At 66.4% G+C, this 16,187-nt stretch carries 15 protein-coding genes; 6 read left to right on the top strand and 9 right to left on the bottom strand.

What is annotated here, in order from left to right:
* Nucleotides 1-975, bottom strand: coding sequence for a metal-dependent hydrolase (locus tag A5788_RS14560; RefSeq protein WP_064870293.1), 975 nt, complete (start codon nt 973-975; stop codon nt 1-3).
* A gap of 99 nt (nt 976-1,074) precedes the next feature.
* A complete protein-coding gene (locus A5788_RS14555; RefSeq protein ID WP_064870291.1) occupies nt 1,075-2,073 on the bottom strand; it encodes an LLM class flavin-dependent oxidoreductase in 999 nt (332 codons plus the stop codon).
* 132 nt (nt 2,074-2,205) lie between these two features.
* Here A5788_RS14555 and A5788_RS14550 point away from each other — a divergent pair, with 132 nt between their 5' ends.
* Both A5788_RS14550 and A5788_RS14545 read left to right on the top strand, forming a co-directional pair.
* Nucleotides 2,206-3,054, top strand: coding sequence for an ABC transporter ATP-binding protein (locus A5788_RS14550; RefSeq protein WP_064870289.1), 849 nt, complete (start codon nt 2,206-2,208; stop codon nt 3,052-3,054).
* Nucleotides 3,055-3,147: 93 nt separating this feature from the next.
* Nucleotides 3,148-3,978, top strand: coding sequence for an NUDIX hydrolase (locus A5788_RS14545; protein WP_064870287.1), 831 nt, complete (start codon nt 3,148-3,150; stop codon nt 3,976-3,978).
* 34 nt (nt 3,979-4,012) lie between these two features.
* Here the strand turns inward: A5788_RS14545 and ligD are convergent, their stop codons facing one another.
* Nucleotides 4,013-5,032 carry a non-homologous end-joining DNA ligase gene (ligD, locus tag A5788_RS14540; RefSeq protein WP_064870286.1) on the bottom strand — a complete coding sequence of 340 codons (1,020 nt, stop codon included), beginning with the start codon at nt 5,030-5,032 and terminating at the stop codon, nt 4,013-4,015.
* Nucleotides 5,033-5,109: 77 nt separating this feature from the next.
* Between ligD and A5788_RS14535 the strand changes: the two genes are divergently transcribed.
* Nucleotides 5,110-5,898 (top strand): enoyl-CoA hydratase/isomerase family protein, encoded by a 789-nt coding sequence (locus tag A5788_RS14535; RefSeq protein ID WP_049698433.1) that lies wholly within the window; start codon nt 5,110-5,112, stop codon nt 5,896-5,898.
* 125 nt (nt 5,899-6,023) lie between these two features.
* Nucleotides 6,024-7,010, top strand: coding sequence for a class I SAM-dependent methyltransferase (locus A5788_RS14530; protein ID WP_064870284.1), 987 nt, complete (start codon nt 6,024-6,026; stop codon nt 7,008-7,010).
* A gap of 52 nt (nt 7,011-7,062) precedes the next feature.
* Here A5788_RS14530 and A5788_RS14525 read toward each other — a convergent pair whose 3' ends face one another.
* Nucleotides 7,063-7,422 carry a hypothetical protein gene (locus A5788_RS14525; protein WP_231894273.1) on the bottom strand — a complete coding sequence of 120 codons (360 nt, stop codon included), beginning with the start codon at nt 7,420-7,422 and terminating at the stop codon, nt 7,063-7,065.
* 119 nt (nt 7,423-7,541) lie between these two features.
* Between A5788_RS14525 and A5788_RS14520 the strand changes: the two genes are divergently transcribed.
* The gene (locus A5788_RS14520) at nt 7,542-8,768 is read left to right on the top strand and encodes a THUMP-like domain-containing protein (RefSeq protein ID WP_064870282.1); all 1,227 of its coding nucleotides are present in this window, start codon (nt 7,542-7,544) and stop codon (nt 8,766-8,768) included.
* A 129-nt stretch (nt 8,769-8,897) separates the two neighbouring features.
* Here A5788_RS14520 and A5788_RS14515 read toward each other — a convergent pair whose 3' ends face one another.
* Nucleotides 8,898-10,181, bottom strand: coding sequence for an alpha-amylase family glycosyl hydrolase (locus A5788_RS14515; protein WP_064870280.1), 1,284 nt, complete (start codon nt 10,179-10,181; stop codon nt 8,898-8,900).
* Nucleotides 10,181-11,509 (bottom strand): outer membrane protein assembly factor BamB family protein, encoded by a 1,329-nt coding sequence (locus A5788_RS14510; protein ID WP_064870278.1) that lies wholly within the window; start codon nt 11,507-11,509, stop codon nt 10,181-10,183. The genes A5788_RS14515 and A5788_RS14510 overlap by 1 nt, the downstream gene beginning before the upstream one ends.
* Nucleotides 11,510-11,670: 161 nt before the next feature.
* On the opposite strand from A5788_RS14510, the gene A5788_RS14505 reads away from it, so the two are divergent.
* A complete protein-coding gene (locus A5788_RS14505) occupies nt 11,671-12,426 on the top strand; it encodes an acyltransferase (protein WP_064870275.1) in 756 nt (251 codons plus the stop codon).
* 9 nt (nt 12,427-12,435) lie between these two features.
* On the opposite strand, the gene A5788_RS14500 is transcribed toward A5788_RS14505, so the two are convergent.
* From A5788_RS14500 to A5788_RS14490, 3 genes are read right to left on the bottom strand one after another with little or no spacing between them, the layout of a single operon-like run.
* Complete coding sequence (locus A5788_RS14500) at nt 12,436-13,710, bottom strand: glycosyltransferase family 4 protein (RefSeq protein ID WP_064870273.1); 1,275 nt, start codon at nt 13,708-13,710, stop codon at nt 12,436-12,438.
* A complete protein-coding gene (locus tag A5788_RS14495) occupies nt 13,707-15,272 on the bottom strand; it encodes a 1,4-alpha-glucan branching protein domain-containing protein (RefSeq protein ID WP_064870272.1) in 1,566 nt (521 codons plus the stop codon). The genes A5788_RS14500 and A5788_RS14495 overlap by 4 nt, the downstream gene beginning before the upstream one ends.
* Before the next feature lie 17 nt (nt 15,273-15,289).
* Complete coding sequence (locus A5788_RS14490) at nt 15,290-16,153, bottom strand: class I SAM-dependent methyltransferase (RefSeq protein WP_442902896.1); 864 nt, start codon at nt 16,151-16,153, stop codon at nt 15,290-15,292.
* Nucleotides 16,154-16,187 lie beyond the last annotated feature (34 nt).

The following is a 16,187-nucleotide window of genomic DNA, read 5'->3' as shown; positions in this document are numbered from 1 at the left end:
TCAGGCCGTCGACGTTACGTCGACGACGTCGACCTGGCCGTCGGGGACACGTTTTGCGATCTCACCGACGCCGACCGAGTACCAGCGGGCGGCTGCCCGTGGGTCCTCGTCGTAGCGTCGGAACCAGCGCGCCGCGAAGTCGGGGAGTCGCTCGTAGAGCGGATCGTGGTCGGGTGCCTGTGATCGCACGAGTCCGACGAACATCTCGATCATCTCGCGCATCGGTACGTCGGCGTAGGTCGTGTCGTATTCCGTATGCGTCCGGTTGAACCGCCACACGGCGGCCATCGACCGCAAGGTCACCCCGGCCGGGACCAGGTCGGCGAATTCGCCTCCTTCACCGACGGGCACGTGCTCACGAAAGCCGTCGCCGACGATCTTCAACATCTCGTTCAAGTGCTTGACCACACCCGCGATGGTCTTGAGCCGGTAGGGATAACTGTCGTGGACGGCGTCATACACCCTCAACGCGGAGCTGCGGTGTTCCATCTCCTCGACGAAATGCCAGATGAACAGCGAGGAAATGCGCTCATCCCCGGGTTCGAACAGTTTGTCGTCGTGGTCGAGGAACACGCGGAAGTAGGGCGTGAAGGTCGCCTCCACCACCGCGGCGTAGGCCAGACGCCAGGCGAGTGGTTTGGTCTCGAGTAACCGGTCGTAGGAGGCGATGACCTCGTCCATCGTGTGCCGGAGTCCCGGCCACCGTCGGATGAGCGCCCGCAGGTGGGCCAGGTGCGCAGCGGTGTGCTGCCCCTCCTGCTTGATGTAGTCGGTTGCTTCGTCGACCATCTCCGGATCGCGCATCAACGGCAGTGCCTCGCGTGTCGACTGCACGATCAGCTTCTCGAAGCCGGGCGCGAAGAACGACACGACGTTGCACTGCATCGCGAAGGCGGGTCGCTGCGGGTGCCAGTTGAACGGGATGTCGTCTCCGGCGAGGTCGAACTTGACTCTGCGGACCTTGAGGTCGGACATCCTGACTCCTCATCGCCCGCCGGGCCGGGTTCGGCCTCGGCGTGATGAGGTTGATCATACATAGAGCGACAATGTGTATGACCGGAAACGCGCGATCGGTCAGACCGGCTGCGTGGAGGGCTGCACCGCAGGCGCGAGGTGACCGAGGGTGCTCAGCCACACATCGCGGTCGGGAGCGATCGACGCGACGATCAGTTCGTCGGCGTTGGCGTGCCCGGCAAACCAGTCGAGGTAGTCGCGGACCTCCGCGGGAGTGCCGACGCCCGCGTAGGTGAGCATCGAGTCGATCTGCCTGCCCTGCGGCATCTCGAGGATCGCGTCGGCCTCGTCGTCGGTGAACTGCCGACCGCCTCGACCGAGGAGCGCGGTCACTCGTTGGCGCTTGGCCTGGCGGAGCTGCGCTGCCGCGACATCCGGATCGTCGTCGGCGATCACGCAGACACCTGCGATCACATACGGCTCGGCGAGTGCCTCGGACGGCTGGAACTGGTCACGGTAGAGCGCGACGGCCTCGGTGAGGGCCTGCGGAGCGAAGTGCGATGCGAAGGCATACGGCAGTCCGAGCGCGGCGGCGAGTTGTGCACCGAACAACGACGAACCGAGGATGTAAAGCGGGACGTCGGTGCCCGCACCGGGTGTTGCGCCGACTCCGGGAATGCGCGATGCGCCGCGCAGATAGCCCTGCAGTTCGAGGACATCGGATGGGAAGCGGTCGGCCGACGCCATGTCACGACGCAGCGCGGTGAAGGTTTGCTGGTCGCTGCCGGGCGCCCGCCCGAGGCCCAGATCGATACGGCCGGGGTGCAGTTCGGCGAGTGTGCCGTACTGCTCGGCGATTGTCAGCGGCGCGTGATTGGGGAGCATGACGCCGCCGGCGCCGAGGCGGATCGTCGAGGTGTGTGCGGCGACGTGCGCGATGAGAACGGCAGGCGCCGACGACGCGATCGAGCGCATGTTGTGATGCTCGGCGTACCAGATTCGCCGGTAGCCCCACAGCTCGGCTTTGGTGGCCATTTCTGTTGAGGCAGCCAGGGATTGGGCGACGGTTTCGTTGCGACCGACCTGGGCGAGGTCGAGGATGGACAGATCAACGGACATACCTAGGGCAAGGAGTACGGCGTCGAAGGTATTCCCTTTTGTGGGCCGTTTCGGTGTGGGCGAACACGTCGAGGAAAACCTCGACATGTTCTCTCGCGTCCGAGCATCCGGGAGGCCGCCCGGTAGGGCACGATGGGACGGGTGAGTGACACTGCATCCTCGGACCCGGACCTGCTCGTCGATTTTCGTGACGTCACACTCGTGCGCGGTGGCAAGACGCTTGTCGGGCCGATCGATTGGCAAGTCGAGCTCGACGAACGCTGGGTGATCATTGGCCCCAACGGAGCGGGCAAGACGTCGCTCTTGCGTATGGCCGCCGCCGAACTGCACCCGTCGTCGGGCACCGCGTATCTGCTCAACGAGCCACTCGGCCGAGTGGAGGTGCGCGAGTTGTCGACGCGAATCGGCGTCAGTAGCCCCGGCCTCGCCGACCGGGTTCCCGACGATGAGGTCGTCAGTGACGTCGTGATCTCGGCGGGCTATTCGGTGATCGGTCGGTGGCGTGAGGATTATGACGACGTCGATCGCGCGCAGGCCGTCGAATCGCTCGAGTCGATGGGCGCCGAGCATCTCGCCGACCGGAGATTCGGCACGCTGTCGGAGGGCGAGCGTAAGCGAGTGCTGATCGCCCGCGCGTTGATGACCGACCCTGAGCTGCTGCTCCTCGACGAACCCGCCGCGGGCCTCGACCTCGGCGGTCGGGAGGAGCTCGTCGACCGGCTGTCGATCCTCGCGCAGGACCCCGACGCCCCCGCCACCGTGCTCATCACCCACCACGTCGAGGAGATCCCGCCCGGCTTCACCCACGCGATGCTGCTCTCCGAAGGCGGCGTCGTCGCGCAGGGGCTACTCGGTGACGTACTGACAAGCAAGAACCTCTCCGACACGTTCCGTCAGCAGATCACGTTGACCAAGGACGGCTCCCGCTTCTTCGCGCGTCGTTCGCGTCGTGCCGGATCCCACCGTCGGGCTGCCGGGTAGCAGCGATAGTGTCGATTCGGTGACGCGGACCACAGGTTGTGGCCCACGTAGGAGTTGGCCCACGTAGGAGTTGACACAGAGCAGGAGATCGACATGACCGATACAGAGGCCGCGACAGCCCACGCGGAGGCCGTCGCGCCATTGCGCGACGCTGCGACGGTCGTGCTGGCGCGCGACGCCGACGGCGGTATCGAGGTCTTTCTGCAGCGTCGGGTCAAGCAGATGGCGTTCGCTGGTGGGATGACGGTCTTTCCCGGTGGCGGCGTCGACCCTCGTGATGTCGACGCCGACCTCGCGTGGACCGGCCCCGGCGCGGACTGGTGGGCGCAGCAGCTGGGCACCTCGGAAGAGCTCGCCCAGGCCCTCGTCTGTGCGGCGGTTCGCGAGACCTTCGAGGAGTGCGGTGTGCTGCTCGCGTCGCGGCCCGACGGTTCGTTCGCCGACCCGGCGACGCTGCGCGACGAACGCCGCAAGCTGGTCGACAAGACGATTTCGTTCGCCGAGTTCCTCCGCGCCCACGACCTCACGCTGCGTGCTGACCTGCTGCGTCCGCTAGCGCACTGGATCACACCGAAGAACGAGAAGCGACGCTACGACACCCGCTTCTTCCTGGCAGCCATGCCTGAGGGGCAGGTCGCCGACGACGCGACGTCGGAAGCCGACGTCGCGCGGTGGGCGGGCGCGGCCGACGCTCTCGCGGCCTGGTCTGACGGCAAGCACTTCCTGCTGCCGCCGACCTGGTCTCAGCTCACCGAGGTCGCGCGGTTCGACACCGTCGACGAGCTGCTGGCCGCAGAGCGCACGATCGAGACGATCGAACCCGAGGTGAGCGCCGGGCATGGGCTGACCGGCTTGAGTTTCTCCGGTTCCGACGCATACATGGCGACGCTCGCCGATCAACCGATTCCCGACATCACGCTCTGAGAGCTACTGCCTGAATCCGCCTGCGTGCGGGGTCTCAGCGGTCGAGGTCGACGACGTCCGGGTCGTCGGTGGGGCCGGTCTCTTCTCGATCGGTCTCTCCCCGGTCGGCCTCGTCTCGGTCGGCCCACTCCAGCAGGGTGTCGATGCGATAGGCGACGTCGTCGATCTCTGCGTGCAGGTCGCCGAGTTCGGCGAAGCGCGCAGGCATTGTGGCGATGGTGAAGTCGTCGGGTGCGACGTCGTCGACCTCCGACCACAGGATCGGCGCCGAGACCGTCGCGCGCGGATTGCCGCGTACCGAGTAGGCGGCAGCCATGGTGTGGTCACGGGTGTTCTGGTTGTAGTCGACGAACAGCGCCGCGGGGTCGCGGTCCTTGCGCCACCACGTCGTGGTGACCTCGTCGGGTGCTCGACGCTCGACCTCGCGCGCGAAAGCCAATGCGGCGCGGCGTAATTGGTTGAAACTCCACTCCGGTTCGATTCGCACGTAGATGTGCATGCCACGTCCGCCGGACGTTTTGGGAAAGCCTCGCACGCCCAGTTCGTCGAGCACCTCGTGCGCGACGTGCGCCACCCGCTGCACGCGATCAAAGGTGCACTCCGGCATCGGGTCGAGGTCGATGCGCCATTCGTCGGGCAGCTCGGGATCCGAACATCGCGAGTTCCAGGGATGGAACTCGACCGTCGACATCTGCACCGCCCAGATGACGCTGCCCAGTTCGGTCACACAGAGCTCGTCGGCGGTGCGGCCGAAGCGCGGGAAGTAGATCTCGGTGGTCTGCAGCCAGTCGGGGGCGCCCGCGGGTACCCGCTTCTGGTGGACCTTCTTGCCGTCTACGCCCTTGGGAAATCTGTGCAACATGCACGGCCGGTTGCGCAGCGCCCGCACGATGCCGTCGCCGACAGCGATGTAGTAGTCGGCGAGGTCACGTTTGGTCTCGCCGCGTTCGGAGAAGTAGATGCGGTCTGGACTAGAGAGTCGGATCGTGCGCTCACCGACGGACAGTTCGACGGGTTCGCCGGCCGACGACTTCGAGGACGGCGAAGGTGCCATGCACCAACTGTAGGTCGTCGGGTCTCGGCGGTGGCCCACATCACGGCTGGGCGTCGCTGGACGGTAGCCTTCGACACATGCCTGAGTTCGTGACCCTAGAGACCTCTGACGACCATCCAGGAGTGGGAACGATCCTGCTCAACCGTCCGCCGATGAACGCGCTCAACCGGCAGGTCCAGACCGAGTTGGAGGCGGCAGCACACGAGGCGACCGACCGTTCCGACATCAAGGCCGTCGTCGTCTACGGCGGACCCAAGGTGTTGGCGGCAGGCGCCGACATCAAAGAGATGACCGACATGACGTTCGCCGAGATGTCGAAGGTGGCCGGTCGCCTGCAGCGTGCGCTGGGTTCGATCTCCGAGATCCCCAAGCCGACCGTCGCCGCGATCACCGGATACGCACTCGGTGGCGGACTCGAGGTGGCGCTCGGCGCCGACCGTCGTATCGCGGGCGACAACGCGAAGCTGGGCGTCCCCGAGGCGCTCCTCGGCGTGATTCCCGGTGGCGGCGGCACGCAGCGACTGGCGCGTCTCGTCGGCCCCGCCAAGGCGAAGGACATGATCTTCACCGGCCGCTTCGTCGGGGCAGAAGAGGCGCTGAGAATCGGCCTGGTCGACGAGGTCGTCGCGCCCGACGAGGTCTACAACGCAGCACTGGCGTGGGCCGGGCAGTTCCGCAATGCCGCGAGCCTGGCGCTGGCAGCGGCGAAGAGGTCGGTCGACCAGGGGCTCGGCGTCGACCTGGAGACCGGACTGAAGATCGAGGAACAGCAGTTCGCGGCGCTCTTCGCCACCGACGATCGCAAGATCGGCATGGATTCGTTCATCGCCAACGGGCCGGGCAAGGCGCAGTTCACCGGGAAGTGACCGCTGGTCCTGCATTCGACGGCGGGTAGGGTTCAACGGCAACGTGCCATTACCGGCGAGTAGGAATCGCTGTCGCGGCAGCCAGAGCCGTCGCGACGAGACAGGATAGGGCGAAAGTAGGAGACATGACGACCACGGAGAACGAGTCGGCAGCAGACCACGTCGATCCGGCACCCAATCCGCATGCCACCGAGGAGCAGGTCAAGGCCGCGCTGGAAGACACCAAGCTCGCGCAGGTGCTCTACCACGACTGGGAAGCCGAGACCTACGACGAGAAGTGGTCGATCAGCTTCGACGAACGGTGCATCGACTATGCGCGCGGCAGGTTCGACGCCGTGGCCGCCGACGAGTCGCTGCCCTACGAGCGGGCAATGGAACTCGGTTGTGGCACAGGATTTTTCCTGCTCAACCTGTTGCAGTCCGGTGTCGCGAAAAAGGGTTCGGTCACCGATCTCTCGCCGGGAATGGTGAAGGTCGCGCTGCGTAACGCGGAGAACCTCGGCCTCGACGTCGACGGCCGTGTCGCCGACGCCGAGCGTATTCCCTACGACGACAACACCTTCGACCTCGTCGTCGGTCACGCGGTGCTGCACCACATCCCCGACGTCGAGCAGGCGTTGAGTGAAGTGCTCCGTGTGCTCAAGCCGGGCGGGCGCTTCGTGTTCGCGGGCGAGCCGTCGACGATCGGCGACTTCTACGCCCGGTGGATGAGCCGGGCCACCTGGTGGGCCACCACCCACGTCACCAAGTTCGGCCCGCTCCAGGCGTGGCGTCGACCGCAGGAGGAGCTCGACGAGTCGTCACGCGCAGCGGCGCTCGAGGCCGTCGTCGACATCCACACCTTCGATCCCGACGAGTTGGCAGACATCGCGCGTTCGGCCGGGGCAGCGCGGGTCGAGACCGCGACCGAGGAGTTGGCCGCCGCGATGCTCGGCTGGCCCGTCCGCACCTTCGAGGCCGCCGTACCGTCGGAGAAGCTCGGTTGGGGTTGGGCCGGCTTCGCCTTCGGAGGGTGGAAGCGGATGACCTGGCTCGACGAGAACGTCCTGCGCAAGGTCGTGCCGCCGAAGTTCTTCTACAACGTGGTAGTGAGCGGGTACAAGCCGAAGTGATCGGCGGGTGATCTGCGGACTGCGGCTCGGGCTCCCGGCGTGGCGTGGCGGATCAGCCCAGGGGCGTCAACTGCGACGTCGCGACCGGGACGCCGAGGATCGTGTTGACGACCTTGTACCCGTTGGCGTTCTTCGTGATGACCAGCCCGCTGGCGGGTGGGATCACGGCGACGGCACCGTTGGGTGTGTCGATGAGTTCCAGCGGCTGATTGGCCGGGCCGATCAGTTGGTTGCCCACCACGCGGTACTCGTTGCATCGCTCGTCGACGGAGCTTCCGTACTGGGTCTTCACGCAGAAGTTGTAGCGTCCGTCGGCGACCTTGGCCTCCGCATTCGCTGCACCGACTGCGGTTCCGATGACGGCCGCCGCCCCGACGAGTGTGCCGACCATGACCATTCTCTTCGTGTTCACGGCCTCATAGTTGCTTAGCCTTACCTAATAGTCAATATCGGGCATGCCCGAGCGCCTGTGCTCACCGCTCATGTGCCAAGGTGTCTGTGAAACCGGCACGCGCCAGGGGAGTTGCGACTGTGGGATACGAATTCACGCTCGATGATGTCGCCTTCCTTTGTGGTCGTTACGGCGAGAAGGCGCTCGACGTCGTCTCGGGTATGGCGTTGACGCCGTCGTCGATGATCGCCGACGTCGAAGCGGCGCGACGACGCTACGCGCCTCACGACGCCGCGCTCATCGAGACGGTGCGTGATCGCCGCCGAGCCGCGCGCAAACTGCGCGACGCCGATCAGTGGCTGCTCACCGACGATGCTCTTCAGCAGGCGACGCCGAGTGTGGTTGCGGCACACCGGGCCGCTGAGATCGCGCAGCGTTTCCCCGGTGCGGTGATCCACGACATCACGTGTTCGATCGGCGGTGAGGTCGTCGAACTCGCATCACAGGAGGGGATCGCCGGCGTGATCGGGAGCGACCTCGACCACGTGAGACTGTCCATGGCGCAACACAATCGGCGCGTCCTCGGTCAGTTGCCCACTCCGACTGCGCTTCTCGTCGCCGATGCACTGACCCCCACGTCGACGGCCGACGTGGTGATCGCCGACCCTGCCCGACGCTCCGGTGCCGGACGGGTCTTTCGGCTCGATCAACTCACGCCGCCGCTTCCCGACGTCTTGATGACCTATGCGGGCCGCGTCGTGATCGTCAAATGTGCTCCGGGCCTTGACTATCGGGCGCTGCGTAACCGCTTCGGCTTCACCGGAGAAGTGCAGATCACCTCGCTCGACGGTGGTGTCCGTGAAGCCTGCCTCTGGAGCGGACCGGGGATCGTCGACCGAACACGGGCAACGGTGCTGCGTACCGGTAGCGACGGCGTTGTGAGTGGTTTCGAGGTCACCGACGACGAGCCCGACGACGTCGACCAACACGGTCCTGTCGGTCGGTGGATCGTCGACCCAGACGGCGCCGTCGTCCGTGCGGGACTGGTGCGTCAGTACGCTGCGCGGCACGGGCTGAGGCAACTCGACCCGCAGATCGCCTATCTCACCGGCGAGCAGGTGCCGTTGGGGGAGAGGGGATTCGAGGTCATCGAGGAGGTTTCGACGTCGGAGAAGGTGTTGCGCAAGACCCTCGCCGCGCACGACTGCGGAACGTTGGAGATACTCGTCCGCGGACTTGACGTCGACCCCGACGCGTTGCGAAAGCGGCTGCGCCTCAAGGGATCGCGGTCACTGGCGCTCGTGCTCACGCGCGTCGGACGCAAGGGCGTCGGGTTCCTGTGCGAGGCCGGCGTCAGGGCGCGATAGTCGCGCGCAGAAAGCCACACCCCTCGGGTCCTCCGTATGTACCGGTACATGTGAGCTCCCCACAAGGCGTAACTTTCTGCGCGGCCGGCGATGTGGTCAGCGACCCGAGGTCAGTCCCGGGGACTACGCCTAGTCCTGCGAGAGCTCGGTACCGGCGATGTACCAGCCGCCCGGCTCGAGGTGGATCGAGTCGCCCTCGCGATGCGACGCTTCCGACTCGAGGTGACCGGTGGTACCCAGCTCGACAGTCACGTCAGCAGGTCCCTGAGCGGCGTTGAGCGCCACAGTGATCGGCTGTTCGGTGTGGACGCGGTAGACCAGTAAGCCCTGGTTCACGTCGAGTGTCTGCACGCGCGCGTGCTCGATGTCGGGGAAGCGGCGTCGAAGTCCCAGCAGCCGCTGGTGGAGTCGGTAGATTGCGGGCAGCGCCGCGTCGTCGGGAGGTGTCTGCGGCAGCGGTGGCCGGATCGCGTCGTCGCCGCCGACGCGTTCTTCTTTCGTTCCGGTCCAACCCAATTCGTCGCCGTAGTAGATCGCAGGGGTGCCGGGCAGGGTGGCCAGGAGCACGACGGCGAGATCAGCGGAACGCTGGGCGAGTCGGGTCGCAATGCGGGTCACGTCGTGATTGCCGACGAACGTCCACGGTACAAACGTGGTCAGCATTTCGTCGTGACGTGTCAGCGCCCACTGCAGTTCGTGCATGTTGGCATCGATGATGCTGCTCCACACGGCTTTCCACAGCTCGTACTGGGTTACCGAGTCGACACCACTGTCGGAGACGAATCCGGGATAGTCGCCGTGAATGACCTCCGCGAGCACGTAGGTGTCGGGGAATCGCTCACGCACACGGGGTAGAACGGTGCGCCAGAAGGCAGGTGGGACCGCATAGGCAGCGTCGAGACGCCACGCGTCGGCGCCTGCGTCGAGCCAATGGCACATCACGTCGACGACCAGGTCGGCGACCTCGGGATTGCGATGATCGAGCGCGACCAGATCGTCGTGACCTTCGAAGGTGCGCACGGTGCCGTCACGTTGGCGACGCGCCCAGCTCGAACCGTCGGCAACTCGATCATGCTGGCGTGACACGTGATTGAACACACCGTCGAGCATGATCCTGATGCCGCGCGACCGGCATGCGGAGACGAGGGCGTCGAAATCGGCTCGGTCGCCGAGTCGTTCGTCGATGGTGAAGTAGTCGAGGGTGTCGTAGCCGTGGGTCGCGGACTGGAAGATCGGACCGAGCGCGATCCCGTTGACTCCCAACGCGACTGCGTAGTCGAGCCAGTCGATGAGTGCCGACAGTGGGCGTCGGCAGGTCCGGTCGACGCCGGTGGTGTCGGCGCCCAGTGCACCGAGTGGGTACACGTGCCACCAGATCGACGTCGCGACCCAGTTCGGCGTGGTGGCTGTCATCAGTCGATGTTCTTCTTCGAGTCGAAGAAGAACACCTCGCCGATGTTCGTGGCCGTGGCGATCTGTCCCGACGGCGACACCGCGACGCCCGTCGTGAAGCCATCCGCGCCGGGCATCGCCACGGTGCGCTTCGTGGAGCCGTTCGACGTGTCGACCTCGATGAGCGACAGCGAGTTCTTGCCCTGATCGCGTACGACGGTCCACGCGGTCTTCGATGACGTGAGGGTCGACAGGCTCACCGTGGCGAGATCCTTGCGCTGCCAGACCTGCTCAGCTTTGTCGCCGCGGTCGCGAAGCAGGGTCAGCGGGGCTCCGATGACACCGGTCGGGATGATCAGGCCGTCGGGGGAGACGGTCATGGATGCGAATCCGTAGCCGCCGTTGTCGTAGGTCCACTTGGTCTTACCGGTGGCGGCGTCGAGCGCGACGATCTGGCCGAGTCTGCTGAACGTGTAGAGGGTGTTGCCATCGGCCGACAGTGTCGGTGCGCCGATCACACCACCGGGAACGTCGGCATGCCAGATCTCCCGGACAACACGTCCGTCGTTCTGCTTCGCGTACGAGAAGCCGCGGATCTGCGACGCGATCGCGCCCGTCGGCCAGAAGTTCAGGAAGAAGCGGCTGTGCTGTTCGTCGACGGCGGGCGGCGCGGGCACGGCGCAGCGTGGGCCGTTGCTGACGCAGTCGCCGTAGCCCCAGAGCGGATCGCCGGGGTCTGCCTCGGGGCGCAGGCGCACCTCGGGTGCGGTGAAGTCGCTGTTCTGGGTGTTGAGCATCAGGATCTGACCCTGGGTGGTCACCACGAGTACCTCGCCGGGGGCCGCGAACTTGGCCGACAGCGGCACCCCGATCACCGGCATCCGCCAGCGGATCGCGCCGCCGGCGTTGAACGCCACGAAGGTGGTCTCCTCGCCGACGTAGGGCTGGTCGAACTGGTCGAGCAGCGTGGAGTTTCCCTCGATGCCTGCACGCATTCGTTTGCAGAAGTTCATACGCCCCGAGTTGGGATCGAGGGCGAGCAGGTTGCACCCGTTGGCGGTATTCGCGGTGACGTTGACGTTCGATTGGTTGGACAGCGTGAGAGGTGCGGTCACCGGGCCGCCTGTCGGGCGGGTCCAGCTCAGGGTGAGGTCGTCGGGGATCGACGGATAGGTGTAGTTCGAGTTCGCGCCGTTGCCGCCGTAGCTGGCCCAGCCGGGGCTCGCCACCGAACGGACGTCGATGTGCCCGTCCGAGCAGGCGCTGAGTGCCACCACGGCACCGAGCAGGAGCGCCAGCGGCGTTAGAACCCGTCGCGGTACCCGAATCCGGGGGCCAACCACAGCCATCCTGCTCCCGTCATGTTCGGTCTCCGGCACTGCACCGGGACGCCAGCAGTTGAGCCTATCGTGCGACGCTCCGCGGCTGGTTCGCACGGCGGCTCCGCTGCCCACTGAAGCCGCGGCTCCGCCGCCGATGCCGGCAGCGGCGTCGATTATGGTGAGTCGTCATGACGACGATGTGGAACGCCTCGTATCGGTCGCGGTGGCGAGCAGGTCGACGCCGCGACCCGCGCCAGGCACGATTCCTCACCCTCGATTCGCTCCGCTGGGTGTTGCGCAACAAGGCGTACACCCCCTGGTATCTGGTTCGGTACTACCGGCTCGCGCGGTTCCGGATGGCCAACCCGCACATCGTGCTCAGGGGAATGCTCTTCCTCGGCCGGAACGTCGAGATCCACGCGACGCCGGAGCTGAGCAGGATGGAGATCGGGCGCTGGGTCCACATCGGTGACGGCAACTCGATCCGCTGTCACGAGGGCACGATGCGCATCGGCGACAAGACGGTCTTCGGCTGCAACAACGTGGTGAACTCCTACCTCGACCTCGAGATCGGCGGGTCGGTGCTCGTCGCCGACTGGTGCTACATCTGCGACTTCGACCACAAGACCGACGACATCACGCTGCCCATCAAAGACCAGGGGATCGTGAAGGGTCCGGTCCGCATCGGCGCCGACACCTGGGTGGCCGCGAAGGTCTCGGTCCTGCGCAACACGATCGTCGGGCGAGGGTGTGTGCTCGGGTCGCATGCCGTGGTCAAGGGCGTGATCCCCGACTATTCGATCGCCGTGGGTGCGCCCGCGCGAGTCGTGAAGAACCGCAAGGACGACTGGGCCACCAATGCCGAGGAGCGCGCCGAACTCGAACGCGCACTTGCCGACATCGAACGCAAGAAGGCGCAAGCCAGGCAGGGGCCTGGCGCCTGACATGTCTGCTCAGGCCTGCCCTGGATCGCGTTCCGGGAGCGGCCTTTCGGCGATGAACGGGCGTCCGACGGGGTGGCGGACGCGACGCTTTGCGGAGAGGTAGACGCCGCTGGTGCGTTCGGCCACCTCCCGCCAGGAGAACTCGGCGGTCAAGCGCGCCCGGGCGCGTCGTGCGCGTGCAGCGGCCTGCACCGGATCGGACAGGGATGACCGAACTGCAGCGGTCAGACCCGCGACGTCGCCGGGCGTGAACGTCAGGCCTGTCACCGGCGCCACGACGGCCTCGCCGAGTCCGCCCGCAGTGGAAACCACGAGAGGCGCGCCGGTAGCAGCGGCCTCGAGGGCGACGATGCCGAAGGGCTCATACCGCGACGGCAGCACGATCGCGTCGCACCGGTGCATCAGGTCGACGAGTTCGTCGTGCCCGACGCCGCCGAGGAACCGCACCGCGCGCGACACCCGGTGTCGGCGAGCGGTGTCGACGAGCCAGTCGTACTGAGTGCCGTCGCCCGCAATGGTCAGCGTGGTGCCGGGATGAGTGCGTCGGATGCGGGGGAGCGCGGCGAGAAGATCCTGCACGCCCTTCTCGTATTCGAGGCGCCCGGCGAACAGCAACTCCGCGGGTCCCTGCGTGCGTGCCCGTTCGGCGTATGGCCAGGTGTCGACGTCGATACCGTTGTGGATGACTTGGACGTCGGGCAGTCCAGGCCCGAAGAGTCTGGTCACCTCGTCACGCATCGACGCCGAGCAGGCGATGAGAGCGTCGGACTCGTTGGCGAGCCACCACTCGACCGAGTGCACCTGACGGTTGGTTCGTCCGCTGACCCAGCCGCTGTGTCTGCCCGCCTCGGTGGCGTGGATCGTCGAGACGAGCGGGACGTCGAACAGTTCGGCGAGCGTGATCGCCGGGTGCGCGACGAGCCAGTCGTGGGCGTGCACCACTTCGGGCGTCCAGCGCATGTCGGCGTCGGCAGTGAGGATGCCTGCAGTGAGGATGCCGAGTCCGGCGCGGACGAAGGCGTGACCCATGGCGAGTGTCCACGCCATCATGTCTTGCCCGAATTCGAACTCTGGCGGGTCCTCTGCAACGGCGATTACCCGCACGCCCTCGACGACGGTGTCGGTGGTCGGGTGAGTGAGTGCGTCGGTACCCGACGGCTTGCGGGTCAGCACCGCGACGTCGTGCCCGATGGCGGCGAGTTCGGTGGCGAGATGATGCACGTGTCTACCGAGGCCACCCACCACGACCGGCGGGTACTCCCACGAGACGAGAAGAACTCTCATGCGCGCTCGTCTCCGCGGAGCCGACGGGCGTCGAGGTCGGCGAACAGGCCGTCGGCGAGATTCCAATTGGCGGCGAGACGCGCTGCCTGCTCGGTGCGTCCGCGTAGCGCGGCGTCGGCGATCTCACGCGTGGCGTGCGCATGGGTGTGGGCACGACGTACCGCGTACTCGGCCGCGGTGTCTTTCGAGACCATGAAGGGCCAGTCCGACGACACGGTCAGCAGGGTCTCTCGGATGATCTGATCAGCAACGCGATCACGACCCGACCCCGTATCGAGAAGTTTGTCGACGGTGTCGAGCGCTGTCTCGACGACCTCTGCGTTGAGTTCGACCAGGTGCTCGACCTGCGGCCCGTTCCACACACGCCAATCCTTACCGGAACCCCACGAGCTGTCGGTGAGGGAAACCGGTTCTCCCACAAGGTTATCGGCCGCTGCGGATGCCATCGTCCCGACGCGCACCCCGGCTTCGGGGAGGCGTCGAAGCACCTGTTCGAGCCACGCGGGTCCCTCATGCCACCAGTGCCCGAACAACTCGGTGTCGAACGCTGCGACGACCAGCGCGGGTCGGCCGATCCGCTCCGATTCCGAGATCAGGCGTGCGCGAACGTGTTCGACGAAGTCGTCGACCTGGCGATCGATCACGGGCGCGACGCGGTCGGGGTCGTAGGGCTTCTTATTGTGTGCTGCAACGGTTTTGCCGGTCACGCGCGACATCTTGAAGCCGGTCGTGTGGTCGTAGGTGTGGAAGTCGCGGTAGACGGAGTGGCCCGGATATCCCGATTTGGGCGACCACACTTGATAACTCACGGTCAGGTCGCGGCCGAATGCGAGGACATCGGAGTTCCCGACGGGTCGCGCGAGCGACGTGTCGCCGTGCAGCGCGGGGCCGTCGACCATGAAATGGCGTACGCCCGCAGCGGAATACTCGGACTCCATTCCCGGCGCGAACGCGCACTCGGGCGCCCAGATCCCTTGCGGCGCAGTACCCCATCGTGATCGAGCGTCGGCGAGCCCTTCGGTGAGGGAGAATCGACGCAACCGCGGATCGAGCAGCGGCGCGAACGGATGGGCGAGCGGGCCACCGAGGATTTCGACGACGTTGCTGTCGGCCAGCGCTCGGATCAGCGGACTCGCACCGTGTTGCCAGTGGCGTTCAAAGTCGCCCACCGCCCTTGCCGCACATCGGAATTCGTGCGCGGCGAGCTCGCGTCGGATGGGGTCCGGATTGTCTGCGGCCGCCACCGCCCGCAGTTGCCAGTCGGCGAGCCACTCGTGCATCGAGCGAAGGCAGTGCGGGTCGTCGAGTTGGGCGGCCAACACAGGTGTGATGCCCAACGAGAGCTGATCGGTGAATCCGTCGGCGGCCAGACGTCGGAGCATGGCGAACACCGGAAGATACGACGCCGCCCACGACTGGTAGAGCCACTCCTCGCCGACCGGCCAGCGACCGTGGTTGGCCAGCCACGGCAGGTGAGAGTGCAGCACCAGGGTGAACTGGCCTGGCACGGCGCTACCGCTGCTGTGTGGGTGCGCCGCAGTGCGGGGTGAGGAAGCAGTCATCGGGTGTGCCGGGGTCGTCAGGGTCGGACCGCGATGGCGAAGAGGTCGAGCGACGCGTCGATGTCTGCGGTTGCCTTGTCTGTGGCGGCCTTGTCTGCGGTTGCACTGTCGGGGGAGGTTTCGAGGATGACGAAGTCGTCGGCGGAGATCGCGGAGACGTCGGCGACGAGGTCGGCGGGCCAGTCCTCGCCCGCCAATGCTCGCTCGATCTGTGCGTCGATCAGCGATCCGCCCCACTTCGCGTCCAACTCCGCCAAGCCCGCGCCGTGGTAAACGCCGTGCATCACAACGGATTCCAGCCCGCCGTCGGTCAGCAGATCGGTGAGCTCGGCGGCGTCGAGTTCACGCGTGTGGAAAGGGTTCAGCGGGGTATCGCGGCCGGGCGAGAAGGTTATGCGATTGGGCGTCGAGATCAGGAGACGCCCGCCGGGACGCAGCACTCGACGGCACTCGGCGATGAAGGCGGCCTGGTCCCACAGATGTTCGATGACCTGGAAGTTCACGACCACGTCGACCGACTCGTCTGGCAGGGGGAGATCTACCAGGTTGCCGGCGATCATCGTCAGTTCCGGGTAGCGCCTGCGGGTGTGTTCGACGGCCGACGCGTCGTAGTCGACGCAGGTGACCGTCGCGCCCGCGGCGGCGAGCATCGCGCCGCCGTAGCCCTCACCGGAGCCTGCCTCGAGAACCTGTTTCCCTCTGCACGACTCCGCGATGAACCGGTAGGCGATCTCGTGGCGCCGGAACCAGTAGTTCTCTGCCGGGATGCCGGGAACCGTCCGCTCGCCGGTCAGTGCGAGTTGGGCATCGGTGTCCAATGCGTCCAGGTTTGCCGTCGGTCGACGGTCCGTTGTCGAGCCCTGTGCGTCGATCATCCCCATGAGACTAGTACCCGGGGGCGTCCCAAGAACGTGC

It is taken from the genome of Gordonia sp. 852002-50816_SCH5313054-c (assembly GCF_001665925.1).
Classification (GTDB): Bacteria; Actinomycetota; Actinomycetes; order Mycobacteriales; family Mycobacteriaceae; genus Gordonia; species Gordonia jacobaea.
The sequence above is the reverse complement of the archived record's forward strand: the minus strand, read 5'-3'. Positions and strand labels throughout refer to the sequence as shown.

Coding starts and splice junctions, on each gene's coding strand:
- A5788_RS14505 (WP_064870275.1), top strand. CDS start 11,671: ATGACGACGATGTGGAACGCCTCGTATCGGTCGCGGTGGCGAGCAGGT.
- A5788_RS14495 (WP_064870272.1), bottom strand. CDS start 15,272: ATGACTGCTTCCTCACCCCGCACTGCGGCGCACCCACACAGCAGCGGT.
- A5788_RS14545 (WP_064870287.1), top strand. CDS start 3,148: ATGACCGATACAGAGGCCGCGACAGCCCACGCGGAGGCCGTCGCGCCA.
- A5788_RS14510 (WP_064870278.1), bottom strand. CDS start 11,509: ATGGCTGTGGTTGGCCCCCGGATTCGGGTACCGCGACGGGTTCTAACG.
- A5788_RS14560 (WP_064870293.1), bottom strand. CDS start 975: ATGTCCGACCTCAAGGTCCGCAGAGTCAAGTTCGACCTCGCCGGAGAC.
- A5788_RS14535 (WP_049698433.1), top strand. CDS start 5,110: ATGCCTGAGTTCGTGACCCTAGAGACCTCTGACGACCATCCAGGAGTG.
- A5788_RS14530 (WP_064870284.1), top strand. CDS start 6,024: ATGACGACCACGGAGAACGAGTCGGCAGCAGACCACGTCGATCCGGCA.
- ligD (WP_064870286.1), bottom strand. CDS start 5,032: ATGGCACCTTCGCCGTCCTCGAAGTCGTCGGCCGGCGAACCCGTCGAA.
- A5788_RS14515 (WP_064870280.1), bottom strand. CDS start 10,181: ATGACAGCCACCACGCCGAACTGGGTCGCGACGTCGATCTGGTGGCAC.
- A5788_RS14490 (WP_442902896.1), bottom strand. CDS start 16,153: ATGGGGATGATCGACGCACAGGGCTCGACAACGGACCGTCGACCGACG.
- A5788_RS14550 (WP_064870289.1), top strand. CDS start 2,206: ATGGGACGGGTGAGTGACACTGCATCCTCGGACCCGGACCTGCTCGTC.
- A5788_RS14555 (WP_064870291.1), bottom strand. CDS start 2,073: ATGTCCGTTGATCTGTCCATCCTCGACCTCGCCCAGGTCGGTCGCAAC.
- A5788_RS14500 (WP_064870273.1), bottom strand. CDS start 13,710: ATGAGAGTTCTTCTCGTCTCGTGGGAGTACCCGCCGGTCGTGGTGGGT.